This window comes from Allobosea lupini, from assembly GCF_900109525.1.
Lineage (GTDB): Bacteria > Pseudomonadota > Alphaproteobacteria > Rhizobiales > Beijerinckiaceae > Allobosea > Allobosea lupini.
In genome coordinates, this window is record NZ_FOAN01000001.1 from 370,501 (window position 1) to 390,169 (window position 19,669).

The window sequence follows — 19,669 nt, forward strand, 5'->3', positions numbered from 1 at the left end:
AGTATTGACCGAAAACCACACTTTTAATCATGTGGTCGAGGGTTCGATCCCCTCCCCGCTCACCAACAAAATCAATAGTTTGGCTTGATTTTTTATAAGTAGCGTTTTCCAGATTGCTTCCCAATCTGTGTTTTGGGAAGCATTTTGCTGGTCGGGAAGCGCGATTCCCCGGCATCGGTCGCGACTGAACCGCTGCTTCACGCGGCCTACTCCAGCATTTCAGAAAGCCAGTCCAGGTGATGCTTGATGTGGAGTCCCCAGTGGAATCCTCCGGAGCATGCCGCCAGCATGAGGCCAGGTTAAGCGCCCGACGTCGTTATTTGGATCGGCAAAGCCGCCGGCCCTGCCGTCTTTAGCCCAGAAGTTCGACGATGCCGCCCGGCAGCTTCCCCCGCGGTTGCCGCAGCGCCCTTCCACCGAAGGACTGGCCTCCCGACGGCGCGATCGCTCCGCCATAGGCGTCGAGTTCCCAACAGCGCCAGCGCTGGTAGTCGGCTGCCGTCGTCCCCTCGGAGCAGACGCGCCATTGCGAGCGCTCCCAGAAGGCCGCGGCGGGCAGTGTCGTCGCGATCATACCGAGGGCAGCGAGGCTCAGAAGCGTGAAATTCCTGCGCATCCTGTCAGGCTCCGAGCCACGTGGCGGGCCGTCAGCAAAGCGCACAGGCCTTACCGAAGCGCTAAGCCGACAGGCGTCGCGGGGTTCCGCCTCCGTCAAACGAAAGGCGCATGCTCCCCATACGCGAACCAAAACGCCTTTTCCGCGTTGTTCGATCATTCCGCACATGCGGACATGATAGGAGGAAATACGATGTACAAGCGTCACGTTGCATTGACGGCTATCGGCGGCGTCATGCTTGCCACCGCTGCGGTCGCGCAGACCAGCGCGCCCTCGAACCAGCCGCCGAGCCCGCAGCCGACCGCGCCCGCGACGAGCGCGCCGGCCACCCCGGCGCCGGCGGCCGAAACCGCCAAGGCTCCCGAGAACAACCTCGCCGGCCAGGGCAAATGGCGGGCGTCGAAGCTGATGGGCGTCGACATCTACGGTCCCGACAACAAGAAGGTCGGCGACGTCACAGAGGTCGTGTTCGACAAGGCCGGCAAGATCGAGCTTGTCACGGTCGGCGTCGGCGGCTTCCTCGGCATCGGCACCAAGGATGTCGCCATCCCGTTCGAGCAGGTGCAGTGGAGCGAGGAGCCGATGGTTACGCCGGCTCCCGCCCCGGCCGGCGGGACCGGAACTGGCGGCAGCACGGCGATGAACGCGCAGCCGGCAGCCAAAAAGGGCCCGGAGATGTATCCCGACCACGGCAAGATCACGATGACCAAGGAGCAGCTGACGTCCGCTCCGGCCGTGACCTACGCCGCTCGCTAAGCACGCGCTGGCAACGCTCACTGGAGGCCCGCCCTGAAAGGGGCGGGCCTTTTGTTTGCCGAGCACCTCAGTCCTCGACCTCTGCCAGCAAGCCGGGGAGCGCCTCAGGCAGGTCGTCGGCGATCAAGCCCATGCCGCTCGTCTCGCCAGCCCGCCCATGCAGCCATACGGCGGCGCAGGCCGCCTCGAACGCCGGCATCTTTTGCGCCAGCAGGCCGGCGACGATTCCGCCGAGGACGTCACCTGAGCCGGCGGTCGCCAGGGCGGAAGAACCGGTGTTGTTGATCGCGGCGCGCCCATCGGGCGCGGCGATGACCGTATCCGGCCCCTTGAGGACAACGACTGCTCCCATCAGCCCGGCAGCGCGACGCGCCCGCTCGAGCTTGCCGCGTTCGGGGTCGAAGCCCGCGGCATCGGCGACGAGGCGCTTGAACTCGCCCTCATGCGGCGTCAGCACCGCCGGCCCTGGGCGCTGCTGCAGCAGATCGGGGAAGGCCGGCCGCTGCGCGCCGATGTGAGTCAGCGCATCGGCATCGAAGACGCAGGGATGGCCGCCGCGCAAGGCTGCCGCCACCCAGGATCGCGCTTCATCGTCGAGGCCGAGAGCCGGCCCGATCAGCAGCGCGTCGACCTTGCCTCCTGATAGCATCGCCTCGAAGGCTGCGGGGTCGGCCGCCGCGCGTTGCATCAAGGCATCGGGGCCGCGCGCGGCATGCGCCGCCAGCGCCTCCGGCCGGCAGATGATCGTCGCGAGCCCTGCGCCGACGCGCAGCGCCGCACGAGCACCAAGCCGCGGCGCCCCGACACCGGACAATCCGCCCGCAGCGACTGCAACAGCACCGCGGGCATATTTGTGGACGCCGGGGTCATGGTCCGGCCATCGCGTGCGCCAGAGGCCTGGCGCATTGCGGAAGGTCGATGTCGTGATCCTGCCCGGCGCGAAGATGGTCTCGGCCCGGATGCCGATATCGGCCAGGGTGACGACACCGCAGAGCGATCGACCCGGTTGGAGCAGATGGCCGGGTTTCAGCCGGAAAAAGGTCACGGTCTCGGCAGCGCGGATGACGGGGCCGTCCGCGAGCCCGGTATCGCCGTGGACACCGCTCGGCACGTCGACGCAAACGACGGGTTTGCCTGCGGCGTTGACCTGCTCGACAAGCGCCGCGAGCTCGCCGGAGATCGCACGGCTGAGCCCGGCGCCGAACAGGGCGTCGACCACGAGGTCATGCCTGGCCGGGTCGATTTCACCGACTGCCGCGACGGGGCCCGTCCAGCCCTGCGCCGCCAGCGCCGCATCGCCCGTCAAGGCGGTGGGGTCAGCGGCGAGCGCTAGCGTGACCCGGCAGCCGCGCTCGGCCAGCAGCCGGCCCGCGACGAAACCATCGCCGCCATTGTTGCCGGGGCCACACAGCACGAGGACGCTCTGACCGGGGCGGATGCGCCGCGTCACCGCATCGGCGACCGCCTTGCCCGCCCTTTCCATCAGGACGATGCCCGGCGTACCGGTCGCGATCGTCGCCGCGTCCGCCGCCGCCATCTCGGCGACGCTGAGCAAAGCGAGGGGCGAGAGATCGGCAGCCATCGTCATCCGAGGATTGTCTGCCGGCACAGGCGCCGAGGCAAGGATGCAGGCAATTTCCTTGTTTGCACCCAAGATAAGCATCTGCATATTTTTTGGACGGTTTTTCGCCTCTTCAAGAGGCGGTTTGCCCTGGGGGGCGTCATGGCGGCCGGACGGCGCCGATGCTATGAGCAGCACAGGCGGGGTTTTGCTGGACGCGCCGAGGTTGATCCGGACCGGCCGCCATGGTCAGAACGGAAAAAGGCTGCGTACAGTGGTCGAAGGTCACGCCAAGGAGGTCGGTCGGCGCATGAAGAAGATCGAAGCGATCATCAAGCCCTTCAAGCTCGACGAGGTGAAGGAGGCGCTGCAGGAGGTCGGCCTCCAGGGCATCACGGTGCTCGAGGCGAAGGGTTTCGGCCGCCAGAAGGGTCATACTGAGCTCTATCGCGGCGCCGAATACGTGGTCGACTTCCTGCCGAAGGTGAAGATCGAGATCGTGCTGGCCGACGACATGGTCGAGCGGGCGATCGAGGCGATCAAGAAGGCGGCCCAGACCGGCCGCATCGGCGATGGCAAGATTTTTGTATCGAGCGTGGAGGGGGCGATCCGCATCCGCACCGGCGAGTCCGGCGCGGACGCGATCTGAGGATTTGTCCCATCCCCCAAGGAATGCGTGCGCCAGCGGAGCCCCGCGGGCAGCGTCTGTCGTGAGACCCTAGCAGTCGACAAAGGAAGTCGTGAGATGAAGAACGCCAAAGAGGTCCTGAAGGCGATCAAGGACAATGACGTCAAATACGTCGACTTCCGCTTCACCGATCCGCGCGGCAAGTGGCAGCACGTCACCTTCGACGTCTCGATGATCGACGAGGAGATTTTCGCCGAGGGCACGATGTTCGACGGCTCCTCGATCGCCGGCTGGAAGGCGATCAACGAGTCCGACATGCTGCTGATGCCCGACCCGACGACGGCCTGCATCGACCCGTTCTTCTCGGCCTCGACCATGGTCATCAACTGCGACGTGCTCGAGCCGGCCACCGGCGAACCCTACAGCCGCGACCCGCGCGGCATGGCCAAGAAGGCCGAGGCGTACCTCAAGTCGACCGGCATCGGCGACACCGTCTATGTCGGCCCCGAAGCTGAGTTCTTCGTTTTCGACGACGTAAAGTTCTCGGCCGACCCGTACAACACCGGCTTCAAGCTCGACAGCGTCGAGCTGCCGATCAACGGCCAGACCGAGTACGAAGGCGGCAATCTCGGCCACCGCATCGCGATCAAGGGCGGCTACTTCCCGGTTCCGCCGCAGGATTCGGCGCAGGACATGCGCGGCGAGATGCTCGCTGCCATGGCGGCGATGGGCGTCAAGGTCGAGAAGCACCACCACGAGGTCGCCTCGGCCCAGCACGAACTCGGCATGAAGTTCGACACGCTGACGCATATGGCGGACCAGATGCAGGTCTATAAGTACGCCATCCACAATGTCGCCCAGAGCTACGGCAAGACCGCGACCTTCATGCCCAAGCCGGTCTATGGCGACAACGGCTCGGGCATGCACGTCCACCTGTCGATCTGGAAGGGTGGCAAGCCCCTCTTCGCCGGCAACAAGTACGCCGACCTGTCGCAGGAGTGCCTGTGGTTCATCGGGGGCGTCATCAAGCATGCCAAGGCGCTGAACGCCTTCACCAACCCGTCGACCAACTCCTACAAGCGCCTGGTCCCGGGCTATGAGGCGCCGGTGCTGCTCGCCTATTCGGCGCGCAACCGCTCGGCCTCCTGCCGTATCCCGTGGACGACTTCGCCGAAGGCCAAGCGCGTCGAGGTTCGCTTCCCCGATCCGATGGCGAACCCCTATCTCGCCTTCGCCGCGCTGACGATGGCCGGCCTCGACGGCATCCTCAACAAGATCGATCCGGGCCCGGCGATGGACAAGGATCTCTACGACCTGCCGCCGCGCGAGCTGAAGAAGATCCCGACCGTCTGCGGCTCGCTGCGCGAGGCGCTGGATTCACTGAAGAAGGACAACGCTTTCCTCAAGGCCGGCGGCGTCTTCACCGACGACTTCATCGAGAGCTATATCGAGCTCAAGATGCAGGACGTGGCGCGCTTCGAGATGACGCCGCACCCGGTCGAGTTCACGATGTACTATTCCTACTGAGCAGGTTTCCGGCCGGGCTTCGGGTCCGGACAGGATTTCCTCCTGGCTGCGGCGATCCGCAGTCCACCTTCGAACCGGGGCGGAAACGCCCCGGTTTTTTCATGTCCAGCGTCCGGCCTCCCAACAGGGCGTTCGGCGCTCTTCGCATGGCGCCGCTCAAGGTAGCTTGCATCATGCAAGTCGCATCTGTAACTTGCATGATGCAAGTCAATCGAGACGACCCATGAAACGGACCCCCTTCGCCGCGATGTCCTGCCCGATCGCCCGCGGCCTCGACCGCGTCGGCGAGTGGTGGAGCATCCTGATCCTGCGCGATGCCCTGCAAGGGTTGACCCGCTTCGACGAGTTCGAGCGCAGCTTGGGGATCGCGCCCAACATGCTGGCGCGACGGCTGGCAGGACTGGTCGACGGCGGCTTGGTGGAGAAGCGCGCCTATAGCGAGCGTCCGCGGCGGTACGATTACGTCCTGACCGAACGCGGCCGCGATTTCCGCGAGGTGGTGCAGGCGCTACTCGCCTGGGGGAACCGGCACTTTGCGCCGGAGGGGCCGAGCATGCTCATCGTCGATCGGACGACGGGCCTGGCCGCCGAGCCGATCCTCGTCGACAGCGTCAGCGGCAAGTCGCTCGCCGACCCGATCTTCGAGACCAGGCCCGGCCCGGCACTGGGCAGTCGCGGTCTTGCGCGCCAGGCGTTGATCGCAGCGGCGCGCGTCCGGCACGAGGCGGAGAGCCGTTCGTGACCACGACCGAGGCGGCGCCCGGAAACGCCATCCACAGCGCGCGCACGCTGCGTTTGCTCAACGACCCGATCGTCCCGACGCTGCTGCGTCTCGCTTGGCCCAACATGCTGATCATGCTCGCCCAGGCCTCGACGGGCCTGATCGAGACATGGTGGGTCTCGCATCTCGGCACCGAGGCGCTTGCGGGAATGGCTTTGGTCTTCCCGGCGGCAATGCTGATGCAGATGATTTCCGCCGGCGCGATGGGAGGCGGCATCTCCTCGGCCGTGGCCCGGGCCCTCGGCGCCGGCCAGCGCGAGGAAGCCGACGCGCTCGTGCTCCATGCCGTCGTGATCAACCTGCTGCTCGGACTGGTCTTCTCGGCGGTCATGCTGGTCTGGGGGCGGCCGATCTATCGGGCACTCGGCGCGACCTCCGGCGAGCTTGATGCCGCCCTCGCCTATTCTGATGTCGTCTTCGCGGGAAACCTGCTGCTCTGGCTGATGAACGGCCTGGCGAGCGTCATCCGCGGTACCGGGAACATGCTTGTCCCGGCGCTGGTCACCATCGTCGGCGTCGCGCTGCTGATCCCGCTTTCACCACTGCTGATCTTCGGCTGGGGGCCGGTGCCCGCATTGGGCATCGCGGGAGCGGGCACCGCGCTCGTTCTGTTCTATGCGGGCGGAGCGGCCGCACTGGCCTGGTACGTGCTCTCTGGCAGGAACCTCGCGCATTTCCGCTGGGTGCCGCTGCGCTGGCCGCTGTTCTGGTCGATCCTGCGCGTCGGCGCTGTAGGCTCGGTGACGTCGCTGATGACCAATCTGACGATCGCGACCGCCACAGCTCTGGTCGCGGGTGCGGCGGGCGTCGGCGCCGTTGCCGGTTTCGGGACAGGCGCACGGCTCGAATACCTGCTGATCCCGCTCGTCTTCGGGCTCGGCGCCCCGCTCGTCGCGCTGGTCGGCACCAATATCGGCGCGGGCCGCCAGGACCGCGCACTGCGGATCGCGCTGACGGGCGGAGCCATCGCCTTTGCGCTGACGGAAGCGATCGGGCTGGCCGCCGCGGCATGGCCGGCGGCCTGGATCGGGCTTTTCACGACCGATCCTGCCGCGACCGCGACCGGAAGCCTCTATCTGCGGATCGTCGGGCCCGCCTATGGTTTCTTCGGCCTCGGCCTGTCGCTCTATTTCGCCTCGCAGGGTGCCGGCCAGTTGCGTTGGCCGTTGATCGCGGGCGGTGTCCGCATGACCATCGCATTGGGGATCGGCTCGCTGGCACTCGCGTCCGGCGGAGGGCTCACCGGGCTCTTTGCGGCGCTGGCGGCGGCTCTTCTCTGCTTCGGGTGCATCATGCTCGCCGCGGTCGCGAACGGGACCTGGTTCAGGCCGGTGTCCTGATCCGGGGGGCGCCGCGCAATCCCTTGTGCTGGGGCCGGCGCTCAACCGAAGCTTAGCAAAGCGGTGCGAAGGTGGGCCACCCGCCCATGCTGTAGATTGCCGCCGATGCCCGCTGCCCCCGCCCCCTCCGTCGTCATCTTCGGCTCGGCCAAGCCCGTCACCTGCGCGGTGATGGACTACGCCTATCGGCTCGCCGGCGCCGTCAATGCGCTGCGCCCGGGCCTCGTCGCGATCCGGACGATCGAGCCGGAACGTCCGGCCGCCTTCATCGGCGCCATCGCCGAGGAATTGCGCCGCGACCGCATCGTGCATTTCCAGATGCCGATTGAGGGCTGGGGCAACAGCGTCGTGCCGGGCTCGGCGCTGATGGCGGCGCGGTTGATGACCCGCAAGGGCCGCATCGCCATCACCCTGCACGAATGGGCCTCGCTCAATCGCCTGCGCTATCTCTCGATGGTACCGGACATCCTCGCCTGCGACGGCTTCGTCCTCGTCTCGCCGCAGCAGCGCGAGGGCTTCCTGACGACGCCATTGGTCGGCGCGGCGAAGAAGCAGGCGGCGCCGGTCATCCCGATCGGCCCCAACATCATGCCGGCCCGGATCGATCCCGAGCGGGTCGCGGCGGAACGGGTGAAGCTGCGCGGCAGCGGCGCAAGCGAAGCCGATGTCGTTATCGGCTATTTCGGCGTGCTCTATGCCAGCAAGCGGCCCGATGTCCTGCTGCGCACGACGCAGGCGCTGCACCAGCGCGGCGTCAAGGCGCGCCTGCTGATCTGCGGCGATTTCCTCTGGGACAAACCTGGAGATCGCGAAGCCTTCCTTGCGCTCGCCAGCGAGCTCGGCGTCTCCGACTGGCTCGATTTCCGCGGCCGGATCGACGACGAGAGCGAGCTGATGGCGACGCTCTCGGCCGCCGATGTCTTCCTGCTGCCTTTCACCGACGGGATCAGCACGCGGCGCGGCAGCTTCCAGGCGGTCAGCCAGCTCGCGATCCCGCTGGTCTCGACCGAACCGGAGCGGCAGGACGAGTTCGCGCTTGCGCCCGCGTTGAAGGCGAAGATCGACAATCCGGCGACCGTGCTCTGCCCGACAGACGCCACGCCCGAGCGCTTCGCCGAGGCGATCCTCGCCGCCCAGGCCCGCAAGGCCGAGGCGATCGGCGTCGATCTCGCCAAGTTATGGAGTGAGGCCGCCCTCGCCCATATCAGCTTCTATGACGGCTTGAAGGCGCCTGCCTGAAATACGCTCAGCGCAGCGCGACGATCGCCAGACCGATCAGCGCGACGATGGCGGCGCCCCACCAGAGCCGTCGCAGCTGCGCGCTCTCGGCATCGTGCCGCGTCTCTACGCTGGAGAGTTCCTCGTAAGCGAAGGCCTCGCCGGCAAAACGCGCGGCCCGCTCGAGGCCGGCAATACGGATCTTGGGTACAGCGGAACGCGACGCCACGAGACCTTCCCCCCTCTGGCCAGCTTAGCCGAATGTGATGTCGGAGCCAGTCCCGATTTGCATCGCGATGATGAAACCGGGGCCTTTAATGGCTGCTGAACCGACAAGTGCCGGCCAAGGTTCCATGGCCGACCGTGTCATCCTTGAATGACGGTTCGGCGACGGTCTCGCTGATCCTGACTTTCGGCGGCGATCCGATCGGTTTATTGCGGGAGAGCGGCGGGTTATAGGGGCTCCGGCAGGCGGTCGGCAGGCCGATGCGCTATCCTGCGATCTCAGCGAATCAGCGAGTGCGGTGACGATGACGGACGATCTCTTCGGCGAAGATGGCGGCAAGGAGATGCGCGAGGAATCGCGTGCGCCCGCCCCTGCGCCGAAGCCGGCCGCGCGCCCTGCTCCGCCGCAGCGCAGCGGCACGCCCTCCGAGGCCGGCTACGACGCGTCCGCGATCGAGGTGCTCGAGGGTCTGGAGCCGGTGCGGCGCCGGCCGGGCATGTATATCGGCGGGACCGATGAGCGGGCGCTGCATCACCTCTTCGCCGAGGTGATCGACAACGCCATGGACGAGGCGGTCGCCGGCCATGCCAGCTTCATCGATGTCGAGCTCTTCGCCGACGGCTCGCTCGCGGTCACCGACAATGGCCGCGGCATGCCGATCGACCCGCATCCGAAATTTCCGGACAAGTCGGCGCTCGAAGTCATCATGACGATCCTGCACGCCGGCGGAAAGTTCGACTCCAAGGTCTACGAGACCTCGGGCGGTCTCCACGGTGTCGGCGTCTCCGTCGTCAATGCGCTCTCCGATCTGGTCGAGGTGGAGGTGGCGCGCGGCCAGATGCTCTATCGCCAGAGCTTCTCGCGCGGCATCCCGCTGGGGCCGCTGGAGACCGTCGGCCGGGCCCCGAACCGCCGCGGCACCCGCGTTCGCTTCCATCCGGACGCGCAGATCTTCGGCGAAGGCGCGCATTTCGTCCCGGCGCGGCTGTTCCGCATGGCCCGCTCCAAGGCCTATCTCTTCGGCGGCGTCGAGATCCGCTGGCGCTGCGCGCCGTCGCGCTTGCAGCCGGAAGGCGATGTCGCGGCCGAGGCGGTGTTCAAGTTCCCAGGCGGCTTGCGCGACTATCTCGCCCGCGAGATCGAGGGAAAGGACCTCGTCGCCGAGCCAATCTTCTCGGGCAAGATCACCAAGGAAGGCGGCCACGGCTCGCTCGAATGGGCGGTGGCCTGGCTCGCAACCGGTGAGGACGGCTTCTCCTCTTCCTACTGCAACACCATCCCGACGCCGGAGGGCGGCACGCATGAATCCGGCCTGCGCATCGCGCTGCTGCGCGGCCTGCGCGACCATGCCGAACGCATCGGCCAGTCAAAGCGCATGGCACAGGTCACCGCCGACGACGTGATGGCGACCTGCGCCGCCATGCTCTCGGTCTTCATTCGCGAGCCGGAATTCCAGGGCCAGACCAAGGACAAGCTGGCGACGCTTGAAGCTGCCCGTATCGTCGAGAACGCGATCCGCGATGCTTTCGACCATTGGCTCGCCGCCTCGCCGCAACAGGCGCTGAGGCTGCTCGACTGGTCGGTCGACCGGGCCGAGGAGCGCCAGCGCCGCCGCCTCGAGAAGGAAGTCTCGCGCAAGACCGCGACACGCAAGCTGAGATTGCCCGGCAAACTCGCCGATTGCAGCAATGCCGGCGCGGCAGGCTCCGAGCTGTTCATCGTCGAGGGCGATTCCGCCGGAGGCTCGGCCAAACAGGCGCGCAATCGCGCCAATCAGGCGATCCTGCCCCTGCGCGGCAAGATCCTCAACGTCGCCAATGCGACACGCGAGAAGCTCAACGCCAACCAGCAGCTCGCCGACCTGATCCTGGCGCTGGGCTGCGGCATCGGCAGCCAGTTCCGCGAGGACGACCTGCGTTACGAGAAGGTCATCGTGATGACCGACGCCGACGTCGACGGCGCCCATATCGCTTCGCTCCTGGTCACGTTCTTCTGGCGCCAGATGCCGCGCCTGATCGAGAAGGGGCATCTCTATTTGTCCGTGCCGCCGCTCTATCGGCTGCGTCATGGCACCAAGTCCGTCTATGCGAGGGACGAGGCCCATAAGGACGAGTTGATCGAGACTGTCTTCAAGGGCAAGAAGCCGGAGATCGGCCGCTTCAAGGGCCTGGGCGAGATGATGCCGGCCGAGCTCAAGGAGACCACGATGGACCCGAGCAAGCGCTCCCTGCTCAAGGTCATGGTCGACCATGAGGCTAAGGAAGAGACCTCGGACACGGTCGAGCGGCTGATGGGCAACAAGCCCGAGGCGCGTTTCCTCTTCATCCAGGAGCGGGCCGCATTCGCCGGCGAGTTGATCGACCTGTGAGGCGAAGCCTGGCCGGCTCGCGCGCCGGGCTCCCCGGCAAGCCTGCCGGGCTGTCTTGCAACCGACATGCGCGCACTTTGCGCGCATGTCGACCGACCCGCACAATGCCGACCATGATCCCACCCAGGGCCACGAGTCCACGCCCTCCTTCCGGCCCTTGAGCGCATGGGCGAGCCTCCTGCCTCTCCATCTCGACGCGATGCCCAGGCCTCGGCCCAGACCTCGCTCTGGGCCGATCTTGAAATCTTCCACGCCATCGCCGCCACGGGCGGCCTCGCTCTGGCAGCGTCTGCGCTCGGACTGAGCGAGACGACGGTTGCGCGGCGCCTGAAAGCGTTCGAGGCGCGTCTCGGCCTGCCACTGTTCAAGCGCGGCGCCAACCGTCTGATCCCGACGCAGATCGGCCTATCGCTCGCCGAGGATGCGGCAGCGGCGGCCGAGGCCGTCGCGCGCTTCGCGACACGAGCGAACGCCGCCCGCGCCCGCGACGACGCTCCCGTCCGCATCACGGCGACGACCTCGATCAGCCTGTTCCTGACTCAGCACGCCGCCCGGCTCTCGGCGGCCGCGGGCGGCATCGAGATCGTCATCATCAGTACCCGCGAGCGGCTCGATCTGGCACGCGGCGAGGCCGAGATCGCGATCCGCATGCGCAAACCGCCAGGTGACGCCGGCTATTTCGGCCAGAAGGTCGGCAGGCTGGCGCAGGCCTTCTACGTCCACCGCGATGTCGATCCTTCGACCGCACCGGTGATCTCGGTCAGCCGCGACGTCTCCTCGCGGATCGAGCAGCACATCCTGGCCTGGGCCGCCGGACGGCCGATCGCCGCGCGCGTCGGCGATTCGGCTGCGCGCTATGAGAGCATCCGCTCATCCGGTGCGGTCTCGATGGCGCCCTGCTTCCTGGCGGATGCCGATGCGGGGCTGATCCGGCTGGAGGAACCGCCCGAGGCGACCGCCGACGAGATCTTCCTGGTCTCGCACGAGAGCAGCAGGCAGCGGCCAACTGTACTGGCCGCGCTCGACGCCTTGCGTGCACTGTTCCGTGAGCATCGGGGCAGGCTGGAAGGCAAGCGCTGACGGCGCAGCGCGTTTTTCGTCACGATGTCTGGATGCCCAGATAGAGGCAGTAGAACGGCATCGTCCAATTGTGCATGTAGTCGTACTCGCCGTCGGTCTTCAGGCGAAAATTCGCCCATTCATTGCGCCAGCGGCCGACCGGCAGGAAATCCGAGCCGGGCAGCGGCGGCCCCTGCGAGGTCACTCCGCTGCGAAACAGCCTCTTCTTGCCCTTGGAGTTCGCCGGCCGAGTCTGCGGTACGGGATCGATGGCGTAGCTGGCGGCAATGTCGAACTGCTTCTCGGCATGTGAGACGAACAGGTTGTGATCGCTGACGCCGCTCGAAAAGGTCATTGTCTCCAGAGTGTCGAACGAGAAGGCGCCGTTAGTCAGGTCGCTCATCTCGGTCAGCACCTGCCGCAGGAAGGCAGCGTCCCTGGCGAAGGGACCGAGCTCGCCGCCAGCCGCGCCGGAGCGGACGATCTGCATGTAGCCGAGATTGCGCTTCTGGGCCGCAAGCGTCTGGGCGCCCCAGCGATTGACGACATGATTCAGCAGCACATAGTCGATCAGCGGCTTCGACAGCGGATTGGTCCAGTTCAGCGCCGCGAGCCTGGCCCGCGTCTTCGGCCCCTGCCCGCCGAAGCCGTGGCTGATGCAGATCAGCAGGCGATCAGGCTTGACCTGCGCCGGCAGCAGCAGGATCACCGCGCGCTCGATCCCGTCCTTGTTGCGGGCGGCGAAGATCGCGAGGCGCCCGGTCGTCAGCGGCATGATCTGGAAGTCGAGCGGCGGGCCGCCCGCTCCCTGCTTGTAGGTCGCGGTCTGGATCACGGCGATCGGCGGGATGACCTGCGTGATGAGGCCGTTCGCCGATGGAAAGGAGCCGAGGATCTCGTCGGTGACCAGCCTCACCGCCGACGGCTTCTTGGGAACCGGCACGGGCGGCGGAACCGGCAGGATATTGTTGAGGTTCTTGAGCAGGTTCTCGATCAGCTGCACCGTCAGCGGGCCGACGACGCCATCCTTCTCGAGCTGATTGTTGCCCTGGAATTCCAGTACCCGGCCATGGGTCCGCGTGCCGAAGATGCCGTCGACGACGAGCTTGACCAGCCGCGTCGGCAGCATGTTGAGCTGGTTCTGCAGCAAGCGGACCGGCTCACCCCGTGCCCCCAGTTTCAGCATCCGACGCCCCTCTGACGGTGACGACCACTGACTGTTCTAGCGTAAGCCGTTTATTCGCGCCTAGCGATGGCGAACTGAGCCAGAGACGCTTCGCTAACCAAGTTTTTACAGCCGCTGCCGCATGCTCTGTCGATCGGCGATCCCAGCCATTTGCTTTCCGGAGTTCTGCGATGCAGCTCGTCATCGCCTTCCTGCGCAACACGCGCGGCACCATGGTCGCCGATGTCGCCAAGGCCGGCGCGGCGATCGCCTTCCTTTCCGTCATCGCCGCCAATTTCGTCTCGAACCACACCGCACAGCTCGATCGTGACGCGATGCGCGAGGTCGCCCAGGCCGCGGCGAAGGGCCAGGCGATCGACCCGCTTGTCACCGGCTCGCTCGCCAAGCGCGCCAATGATACGAAACTCGACCCCTGCGTGGTGCCGCGTTGAGCCCTAAGCGAGCCAGTCGCGCAAAGCCGCCGTGACGATCTCCGGCGCCTCCAGCGTCGAGAGATGGCCGCAGCCCGGTATTTCCAGATAACGCGCCTTCGTCCCGATTCCGCCGGCGATTTCGCGCGCCTCGTCGGGCGGCGTGATCGCGTCCTCCGCGCCGACCACGACCAGCGTCGGGACGGATATCGTACGCAGCACCGGCCGGGCGTCCGACCTGCCCATGATGGCGCGCTGCTGGCGGATGAAACCTGATGGCCCGACCGCCTCGGCCATCGCCCGCACCTCCAGCCGCAATGTATCGTCGGCCAGCCGGTCGGGCGCGACCAGCTTCTGCCAGAGCAAGGTCACGACATTGTCGAAGGCGCCCTTCTCCGCCAGCGCGATCATCTGCTCGCGCGGCGCGTTGGTCTCGGGCGTCGGCGGCTTGGCGGTGGTGTCGAGCAAAGCGAGCCGCGTCACCCGCTCCGGCGCACGACGCGCCACCTCGAAGGCGACATAGCCGCCCATAGACAATCCGCACAGCGCAAAGCGCTCCGGCGCCGTAGCCAGCAAACGCTCGACCATGGCGGCGATCGTATCGTCGGTTGTGTTGTCAGCGACAAGGATCTGCCGCCCCGGCGCCAGGGCTGGCCATTGCGGAGCATAGAGTGCAGGCGTGCAATTCAGTCCCGGAATCAGGACGAGTGGTTCTGGAATCGTTATCTGCATCGCAGCCATTCTTCATCAAGCTCGCTAGAATGTTGACTTTGCCCTGTTTTTTCTGCATTGCACGGGCGTCCGAAGGCGCGCAACCCAGCAAAGTCGCGCCACCGTTGCGGTCGATCGGTCATCCCGCCACGTGTCACCGACCCTTGAGAAGCGCAGCCATCGATGTCTTTTGCCGAACTCGGCCTGAGCGATAAGGTTCTAACCGCGGTCACCACCGCCGGCTACACGACGCCTACCCCCATCCAGGCCCAGGCCATTCCCCACGTGCTCGCCCGCAAGGACGTGCTCGGCATCGCCCAGACAGGCACCGGCAAGACCGCGGCCTTCACCCTGCCGATGCTGACCATCCTGGAAAACGGCCGCGCCCGTGCCCGGATGCCGCGCACGCTCATCCTGGAGCCGACGCGCGAGCTCGCAGCGCAGGTCGAGGAGAATTTCACGCGCTACGGCGTCAACCAGAAGCTTTCGGTGGCACTGCTGATCGGCGGCGTGTCCTTCGGCGACCAGGATGCCAAGATCACGCGCGGCGTCGACGTGCTGATCGCGACGCCGGGCCGCCTGCTCGACCATGTCGAGCGCGGCAAGCTGCTCCTCACCGGCGTCGAGCTGCTCGTCATCGACGAAGCCGACCGCATGCTCGACATGGGCTTCATCCCGGACATCGAGCGGGTCTGCAAGCTTGTTCCCTTCACGCGGCAGACCCTGTTCTTCACCGCGACGATGCCGCCGGAGATCACCCGGATCAGCGAGCAGTTCCTGCACAATCCAGTGCGGATCGAGGTGTCCCGGCCTGCGACCGCCGCGACCACGATCACGCAGCGCCTGATCGCCTCCAACAGCCAGGATTTCGAGAAGCGCGAGACCCTGCGCAAGCTGATCAAGGACGCCAAGGACCTGCAGAACGCGATCGTGTTCTGCAACCGCAAGCGCGATGTAGCAACGCTGCACAAGTCCCTGCAAAAGCATGGCTTCCCGGCCGTGGCGCTGCATGGCGACATGGACCAGTACGCCCGCATGGCGGCGCTCGAGTCCTTCCGCACGGGCGAGAACCCGATCCTGGTCGCAAGCGATGTCGCGGCGCGCGGCCTCGATATTCCCGCCGTCAGCCACGTCTTCAATTTCGATGTCCCGACCCATGCCGAGGACTATGTCCACCGCATCGGCCGCACCGGCCGCGCCGGCCGCGAGGGCGCTTCCTTCACCATCGTCACCCGGCATGACGACAAGCTCCTCGCCGCGATCGAGAAGCTGACCGGCCAGAGCATCGAATGGGCCGGGCCGGGCCTCGATAGCCTGCCGGCAGCCGAGCCGCGTGAAGAGCGCCGCGGCCGCCGTGGTGACGACCGAAAGGGCGGCCGCCCGCAACGCGGCGGACGCGACAGCAAGTCGTCGCGGGGCGAGCCAAGGAGCGAGCACGCTCGATCCGAAAGCCGCCCCGAGCGGGCCGAGGTGGAGGCTGTGCGCAGCAGCGAGGCACCACGGGCGCCACGCCGCGAGGAAGCCTCCGGCAACGGTGCGCCGCACGGCAATCGCGGCCGTTCACCGCGTCGCGACGACCTCGACGACGGCCCCAAGGTCAAAGGCCTCGGCGACCACGTCCCTGCCTTCCTGCTGCGCCCTGTCCGCGTCGGCTAAAATACGTATCCTGGCAACCTTGCTTTAACTTCGCCTGTCCTAGGGTCAGGCGCGTAGCGGGCGCGGAAGAATTTCGCGCTCGGCAGGGGACAGGATGTCATGACCAACAGCAGCTCAGGCTCGCCGCAGGCTCACGACCTCGCCGAGCAGGTCGTCGCAGCGATGCGACAGCATTACTCCCCTGGGTATCCGCGCGCTTTCGAGGTCTGGTACGCCCATCTCAGCGGCGAGATGCCGGCGCTCAGCATGGCGATGCAGGCTGTGATCGCCGCCAGCAATGGCGAAGTCGGCGCTGCCGACATCGACACGCTCTACGAGAAGTTCGTCAGCACCGACCGCCTGTCGCGACAGGCGGAGCGTACCAGCCTGCAGGTGCTCGCCGAGATCGAGAGCATGATGGCGCTGGTCGATAGGGCGCTCAGCTCCAGCGAGCAGTATCATGGCCGGCTCTGCGCCATGTCGGAGGAAGTGCCTCCGTCCGCGGACCGGCAGAAGCTGCGCGAATGGGTCGAGGCGCTCGTCCTGTCGACCCGCGAGGAGGTCGCCCGCAAGACCCAGCTCGAAGGCCAGCTGCGCGAGAGCGCTCATGAGATCCGCAATCTGCGCGAAGCGCTGGAATCGACACGGGCGGAGGCGCTGACCGACCCGCTCACCGGTCTTGCCAATCGCCGCCATTTCGAGGAGATGCTGCAGAAGGCGATCGATCAGGCGACGCTGCGACGCGAGCCCTTCGCGCTGGTCATGGCCGATATCGACTTCTTCAAGCACTTCAACGACATGCACGGCCATCTGACGGGCGACCAGGTGCTGCGCCTGGTCGCCAGGACGATGAAGGACAAGTTCAAGGACAAGGCGATCATCACCCGCTTCGGCGGCGAAGAGTTCGCCATCATCCTGCCGGAAGCCGATGTCGTTGCCGGCAAGTTCGGCGCCGAGACGGTGCGCCAGGCGCTGCTGACCCGCGAGCTTGTCAAGCGCTCGACCAATGAGAGCCTCGGGCGGATCACCATCTCGCTCGGCGTATCGATGTACCGACGCGGTGATACGGCGAGCTCAATCGTCGAGCGGGCTGACAATGCACTGCTGCAGGCCAAGCGCGACGGCCGCAACCGCACCGTCACTGAGGACGCGGTCCAGGACGCCGCGAAGGTCGCCTGAGCGGCCTGATACCCTTATTGAGCGCTGCCTCGCGCGCTGCGGCAAGCGCGAGCTCAGTGAAATGGCGCAGCGCATCCTCGTCGTCGAAAGCCGCAGCCGGCAAACGCCAATAGCCGGTTTCGCGCTCACGGCTTCGTGCGGCATAGCGGAACGGCTCGCTGCCGGCCGCCATGAATTCCGGCCGCGTCGCTTCCGTCGTCTTCAGGAAAATCTCGCCATCGAAGGCGAGCGCGAACATCGCCTCGCCCGAGTATACGCCGAGCCCGCCGAACATGCGGCGCGTACGAACCGCGACCACCGGCGCGAACAGTTCCGCAACTGCGGCGGCATCCATCGCTGGCTACTGGGCCGCCAGCACCGTCTCCGAACGCGGCTTGATCTCGACCGATTCGCCACAGCCGCAGGCCGAAACCTGGTTCGGGTTGTTGAAGACGAAGGTCGAGGAAAAGCGGTCGGTCTTGAAGTCGAGCTCGGTACCGAGCAGGAACAGCACCGCCTTGGCGTCGACGACCACGGTCGCGTCCTTCTCGGTCACGACCTCGTCGCCCTTCCCGGCCGCGCGCGCGACCTCGAAGGTGTATTCCATGCCGGCGCAGCCGCCCTTCTTGACGCCGACGCGCAGGCCGAGCGCGGGCGCATCGGGATTGTCGCGCGCCGACTGCGCCATGATCTCGCGAATGCGCCGAGCAGCAGCATCGGTCAGCGAGACCACCTTAAGGCCGGGTATCGAAAACATATCCTCGTCCCTCCTCGACCGGATTCAAGGTCCGGTGAAAACAGGATTGCTGACGGCAACATAAGGATTGGTGAGCGCAACGTCGAGATGCACCGGCCGGGACGGCGCCATTTGCTTGCGTCCATTGCATGGAGCGCACGCCCGTGCACTCTGGCCGCACCCTGCCAGCATCCGACAGACAGCCATGACATCCTATCGCCTGCACCGGCCCGAGGCGCTCCGTGCCCTCACCCGCGCCATGATCACCGCCGCCGGCTGGAGCGAGGACGAGGCGAAGGAGACGGCCGAGCATCTGGTGCTGGCCAATCTCAGCGGCCATGACAGCCACGGCGTCGGCATGCTGCCGCTCTATTTCAACTCGCTTGCCGACGGCAATCTGAAGCCGGAGGCCAAGCTGGCCGTCCGCAGCGAGCTCGGCTCCTTCCTGATCGTCGACGGCAATATCGCGCTCGGCCAGCCGACCGCGCGCAACGCCGTCGACCGCGCCATCACGATCGCCCGGACTGGCGGCGTCGCCGTGCTCAATCTGCTCGATTCCCACCATATCGGCCGCATCGGCCACTATTCCGAGGTCGCGGCGACTGCCGGGCTGATCTCGGTGTTCTGGGTCAATGTCGCCGGGCGTCCGCCGATCGTCGCGCCTTTCGCTGCCAAGCAGGCACGCTTCGGCACCAATCCGATCTCCATCGGCCTGCCGGTGCCGGGCGGCGAGCCGTTGATCCTCGATTTCGCCACCAGTCGCATGGCGCATGGCAAGGCGCGCGTCGCCTTCAACAAAGGCGTCGACGTGCCCGAGGGCTATATCATCGATGGCGAGGGCCGGCCGACCGTCGAGCCTCGCCACGTCTTCGCGCAGCCGGACCTGCCATTGGGGGCGCTGCTGCCCTTCGGCGACCACAAGGGCGCCGGCCTCTCGCTGATAGCCGAACTGCTCTCGGCCGGGTTGATGGGAGCCGCCCGTATCGACCAGAAGCCGCATAAAACCTGGATCATCAATTCGCTGTTCGGCGTCCTGATCGATCCGGCGCGGCTCGAGCCGGATGCGAACCTGCGTCGGCAGCGGATCGAGAGCTATCTGAAATTCGTCCGCGCTGCCGCGCCGCAGGATCCCTCGCAGCCCGTGCTGGCGCCGGGCGACAAGGAGCGCGCGATGCGGATCGAGCGCGAGCGCGACGGCATTCCGCTCGACGACGAGACCTGGTCGCAGATCGTCGCCGCCGCCAAGGCTCATGGCGTCGACGCCGAAAGGGTCTGATCGCGCTCAGCCGTCAGGCTTCTCGCGATCACGCGTGTGCTGCTCGGCGCCCTTCTGGTGTGCCAGCCAGGGCTCGCGGCGGATCGTCCAGAGCTCATAGGCCGGGACGAGCGCGCTCGGTGGGCTGTCCAATGTACCGAGCTTGACCTCGATCTCGTCGGCCCCTTCCGCCCAGCAGAACAGCGGCGAGCCGCAGGCGGGACAGAAGCGCTCGCCGCCGGCGCGGGCCTGCCAGCAGCCGAGTTCGCCGGACAGGGTCGCGCTCGCCCGCGGCCAGATGCCAAAATAGGAGAACGCCGAGCCGGAGCTTTTCCGGCAGGTCTCGCAATGGCAGATGCCGACGCGAATGGGCTCGCCGTCGAGCTCGTAGCGGACCTGTCCGCAATTGCAGCCGCCGGAGAGTTTCATCGTCGCCTCGCATTCGGGTCTTCGCCATCGGCAGCGACAGGGCAACGACATATGAGCCGGTCGGGTTCC

Annotated in this window: 20 protein-coding genes; 12 read left to right on the forward strand and 8 right to left on the reverse strand. The window is 66.6% G+C overall.

The annotated features are described in order from the left end of the window. Positions 1–352: 352 nt before the first annotated feature. Complete coding sequence (locus BMZ21_RS01820) at positions 353–616, reverse strand: hypothetical protein (RefSeq protein WP_091829199.1); 264 nt, start codon at positions 614–616, stop codon at positions 353–355. Positions 617–808: 192 nt separating this feature from the next. Here BMZ21_RS01820 and BMZ21_RS01825 point away from each other — a divergent pair, with 192 nt between their 5' ends. Continuing rightward, a complete protein-coding gene (locus BMZ21_RS01825; RefSeq protein ID WP_143079631.1) occupies positions 809–1,372 on the forward strand; it encodes a PRC-barrel domain-containing protein in 564 nt (187 codons plus the stop codon). 67 nt (positions 1,373–1,439) lie between these two features. Here the strand turns inward: BMZ21_RS01825 and BMZ21_RS01830 are convergent, their stop codons facing one another. Next, on the reverse strand, positions 1,440–2,954 hold the full coding sequence (locus BMZ21_RS01830; RefSeq protein ID WP_091830480.1) for an NAD(P)H-hydrate dehydratase: 1,515 nt from the start codon (positions 2,952–2,954) through the stop codon (positions 1,440–1,442). Positions 2,955–3,243: 289 nt separating this feature from the next. Here BMZ21_RS01830 and BMZ21_RS01835 point away from each other — a divergent pair, with 289 nt between their 5' ends. The 5 genes from BMZ21_RS01835 (at position 3,244) to BMZ21_RS01855 (ending at position 8,448) form a co-directional block, all read left to right on the forward strand. Continuing rightward, positions 3,244–3,582: a P-II family nitrogen regulator gene (locus BMZ21_RS01835; protein ID WP_057192756.1), complete on the forward strand. Its 339-nt coding sequence runs from the start codon at positions 3,244–3,246 to the stop codon at positions 3,580–3,582. Between the two features lie 96 nt (positions 3,583–3,678). After that, positions 3,679–5,088: a type I glutamate--ammonia ligase gene (gene glnA, locus BMZ21_RS01840; RefSeq protein WP_091829205.1), complete on the forward strand. Its 1,410-nt coding sequence runs from the start codon at positions 3,679–3,681 to the stop codon at positions 5,086–5,088. Positions 5,089–5,311: 223 nt separating this feature from the next. Then, positions 5,312–5,830 (forward strand): winged helix-turn-helix transcriptional regulator, encoded by a 519-nt coding sequence (locus BMZ21_RS01845; RefSeq protein ID WP_091829207.1) that lies wholly within the window; start codon positions 5,312–5,314, stop codon positions 5,828–5,830. Next, the gene (locus tag BMZ21_RS01850; RefSeq protein WP_244543653.1) at positions 5,827–7,209 is read left to right on the forward strand and encodes an MATE family efflux transporter; all 1,383 of its coding nucleotides are present in this window, start codon (positions 5,827–5,829) and stop codon (positions 7,207–7,209) included. The genes BMZ21_RS01845 and BMZ21_RS01850 overlap by 4 nt, the downstream gene beginning before the upstream one ends. A gap of 105 nt (positions 7,210–7,314) precedes the next feature. Then, the gene (locus BMZ21_RS01855) at positions 7,315–8,448 is read left to right on the forward strand and encodes a glycosyltransferase (protein WP_091829209.1); all 1,134 of its coding nucleotides are present in this window, start codon (positions 7,315–7,317) and stop codon (positions 8,446–8,448) included. Positions 8,449–8,455: 7 nt separating this feature from the next. Here the strand turns inward: BMZ21_RS01855 and BMZ21_RS01860 are convergent, their stop codons facing one another. Next, entirely contained in the window at positions 8,456–8,656 is a 201-nt protein-coding gene (locus BMZ21_RS01860) for a hypothetical protein (protein WP_091829211.1), read from the reverse strand. A gap of 301 nt (positions 8,657–8,957) precedes the next feature. On the opposite strand from BMZ21_RS01860, the gene parE reads away from it, so the two are divergent. Then, positions 8,958–11,021 (forward strand): DNA topoisomerase IV subunit B, encoded by a 2,064-nt coding sequence (gene parE, locus BMZ21_RS01865; RefSeq protein ID WP_091829213.1) that lies wholly within the window; start codon positions 8,958–8,960, stop codon positions 11,019–11,021. Positions 11,022–11,186: 165 nt separating this feature from the next. After that, positions 11,187–12,101, forward strand: a complete 915-nt coding sequence (locus BMZ21_RS01870) for a LysR family transcriptional regulator (RefSeq protein WP_091829215.1) — start codon at positions 11,187–11,189, stop codon at positions 12,099–12,101. Between the two features lie 19 nt (positions 12,102–12,120). Here the strand turns inward: BMZ21_RS01870 and BMZ21_RS01875 are convergent, their stop codons facing one another. Continuing rightward, complete coding sequence (locus tag BMZ21_RS01875; protein WP_091829217.1) at positions 12,121–13,266, reverse strand: peptidoglycan-binding domain-containing protein; 1,146 nt, start codon at positions 13,264–13,266, stop codon at positions 12,121–12,123. Positions 13,267–13,436: 170 nt separating this feature from the next. Here BMZ21_RS01875 and BMZ21_RS01880 point away from each other — a divergent pair, with 170 nt between their 5' ends. Continuing rightward, positions 13,437–13,697, forward strand: a complete 261-nt coding sequence (locus tag BMZ21_RS01880) for a hypothetical protein (protein ID WP_091829219.1) — start codon at positions 13,437–13,439, stop codon at positions 13,695–13,697. 3 nt (positions 13,698–13,700) lie between these two features. Here the strand turns inward: BMZ21_RS01880 and BMZ21_RS01885 are convergent, their stop codons facing one another. Beyond that, complete coding sequence (locus tag BMZ21_RS01885; RefSeq protein ID WP_342029016.1) at positions 13,701–14,417, reverse strand: alpha/beta fold hydrolase; 717 nt, start codon at positions 14,415–14,417, stop codon at positions 13,701–13,703. A 153-nt stretch (positions 14,418–14,570) separates the two neighbouring features. Here BMZ21_RS01885 and BMZ21_RS01890 point away from each other — a divergent pair, with 153 nt between their 5' ends. Together BMZ21_RS01890 and BMZ21_RS01895 are read left to right on the forward strand one after the other, a co-directional pair. Next, positions 14,571–16,043 carry a DEAD/DEAH box helicase gene (locus BMZ21_RS01890; RefSeq protein WP_091829220.1) on the forward strand — a complete coding sequence of 491 codons (1,473 nt, stop codon included), beginning with the start codon at positions 14,571–14,573 and terminating at the stop codon, positions 16,041–16,043. A 99-nt stretch (positions 16,044–16,142) separates the two neighbouring features. Continuing rightward, positions 16,143–17,201 carry a GGDEF domain-containing protein gene (locus tag BMZ21_RS01895; RefSeq protein ID WP_091829222.1) on the forward strand — a complete coding sequence of 353 codons (1,059 nt, stop codon included), beginning with the start codon at positions 16,143–16,145 and terminating at the stop codon, positions 17,199–17,201. Here BMZ21_RS01895 and BMZ21_RS01900 read toward each other — a convergent pair. Both BMZ21_RS01900 and BMZ21_RS01905 read right to left on the reverse strand, forming a co-directional pair. Further along, entirely contained in the window at positions 17,161–17,535 is a 375-nt protein-coding gene (locus BMZ21_RS01900; RefSeq protein ID WP_091829223.1) for a TfoX/Sxy family protein, read from the reverse strand. The genes BMZ21_RS01895 and BMZ21_RS01900 overlap by 41 nt on opposite strands. Positions 17,536–17,541: 6 nt before the next feature. Then, a complete protein-coding gene (locus BMZ21_RS01905; RefSeq protein ID WP_091829225.1) occupies positions 17,542–17,937 on the reverse strand; it encodes a HesB/IscA family protein in 396 nt (131 codons plus the stop codon). Positions 17,938–18,121: 184 nt separating this feature from the next. On the opposite strand from BMZ21_RS01905, the gene BMZ21_RS01910 reads away from it, so the two are divergent. Further along, on the forward strand, positions 18,122–19,192 hold the full coding sequence (locus BMZ21_RS01910) for a malate/lactate/ureidoglycolate dehydrogenase (protein WP_091829227.1): 1,071 nt from the start codon (positions 18,122–18,124) through the stop codon (positions 19,190–19,192). 6 nt (positions 19,193–19,198) lie between these two features. On the opposite strand, the gene BMZ21_RS01915 is transcribed toward BMZ21_RS01910, so the two are convergent. Further along, a complete protein-coding gene (locus BMZ21_RS01915; protein WP_091829230.1) occupies positions 19,199–19,600 on the reverse strand; it encodes a GFA family protein in 402 nt (133 codons plus the stop codon). Between the last annotated feature and the right edge of the window lie 69 nt (positions 19,601–19,669).

Excerpts from the sequence above, each read along its gene's own strand:
- BMZ21_RS01820 (WP_091829199.1), bottom strand. The coding sequence starts at position 616 with ATGCGCAGGAATTTCACGCTTCTGAGCCTCGCTGCCCTCGGTATGATC.
- BMZ21_RS01825 (WP_143079631.1), top strand. The coding sequence starts at position 809 with ATGTACAAGCGTCACGTTGCATTGACGGCTATCGGCGGCGTCATGCTT.
- BMZ21_RS01830 (WP_091830480.1), bottom strand. The coding sequence starts at position 2,954 with ATGGCTGCCGATCTCTCGCCCCTCGCTTTGCTCAGCGTCGCCGAGATG.
- BMZ21_RS01835 (WP_057192756.1), top strand. The coding sequence starts at position 3,244 with ATGAAGAAGATCGAAGCGATCATCAAGCCCTTCAAGCTCGACGAGGTG.
- glnA (WP_091829205.1), top strand. The coding sequence starts at position 3,679 with ATGAAGAACGCCAAAGAGGTCCTGAAGGCGATCAAGGACAATGACGTC.
- BMZ21_RS01845 (WP_091829207.1), top strand. The coding sequence starts at position 5,312 with ATGAAACGGACCCCCTTCGCCGCGATGTCCTGCCCGATCGCCCGCGGC.
- BMZ21_RS01855 (WP_091829209.1), top strand. The coding sequence starts at position 7,315 with ATGCCCGCTGCCCCCGCCCCCTCCGTCGTCATCTTCGGCTCGGCCAAG.
- parE (WP_091829213.1), top strand. The coding sequence starts at position 8,958 with ATGACGGACGATCTCTTCGGCGAAGATGGCGGCAAGGAGATGCGCGAG.
- BMZ21_RS01870 (WP_091829215.1), top strand. The coding sequence starts at position 11,187 with ATGGGCGAGCCTCCTGCCTCTCCATCTCGACGCGATGCCCAGGCCTCG.
- BMZ21_RS01875 (WP_091829217.1), bottom strand. The coding sequence starts at position 13,266 with ATGCTGAAACTGGGGGCACGGGGTGAGCCGGTCCGCTTGCTGCAGAAC.
- BMZ21_RS01880 (WP_091829219.1), top strand. The coding sequence starts at position 13,437 with ATGCAGCTCGTCATCGCCTTCCTGCGCAACACGCGCGGCACCATGGTC.
- BMZ21_RS01885 (WP_342029016.1), bottom strand. The coding sequence starts at position 14,417 with ATGGCTGCGATGCAGATAACGATTCCAGAACCACTCGTCCTGATTCCG.
- BMZ21_RS01890 (WP_091829220.1), top strand. The coding sequence starts at position 14,571 with ATGTCTTTTGCCGAACTCGGCCTGAGCGATAAGGTTCTAACCGCGGTC.
- BMZ21_RS01895 (WP_091829222.1), top strand. The coding sequence starts at position 16,143 with ATGACCAACAGCAGCTCAGGCTCGCCGCAGGCTCACGACCTCGCCGAG.
- BMZ21_RS01900 (WP_091829223.1), bottom strand. The coding sequence starts at position 17,535 with ATGGATGCCGCCGCAGTTGCGGAACTGTTCGCGCCGGTGGTCGCGGTT.
- BMZ21_RS01905 (WP_091829225.1), bottom strand. The coding sequence starts at position 17,937 with ATGTTTTCGATACCCGGCCTTAAGGTGGTCTCGCTGACCGATGCTGCT.
- BMZ21_RS01910 (WP_091829227.1), top strand. The coding sequence starts at position 18,122 with ATGACATCCTATCGCCTGCACCGGCCCGAGGCGCTCCGTGCCCTCACC.
- BMZ21_RS01915 (WP_091829230.1), bottom strand. The coding sequence starts at position 19,600 with ATGAAACTCTCCGGCGGCTGCAATTGCGGACAGGTCCGCTACGAGCTC.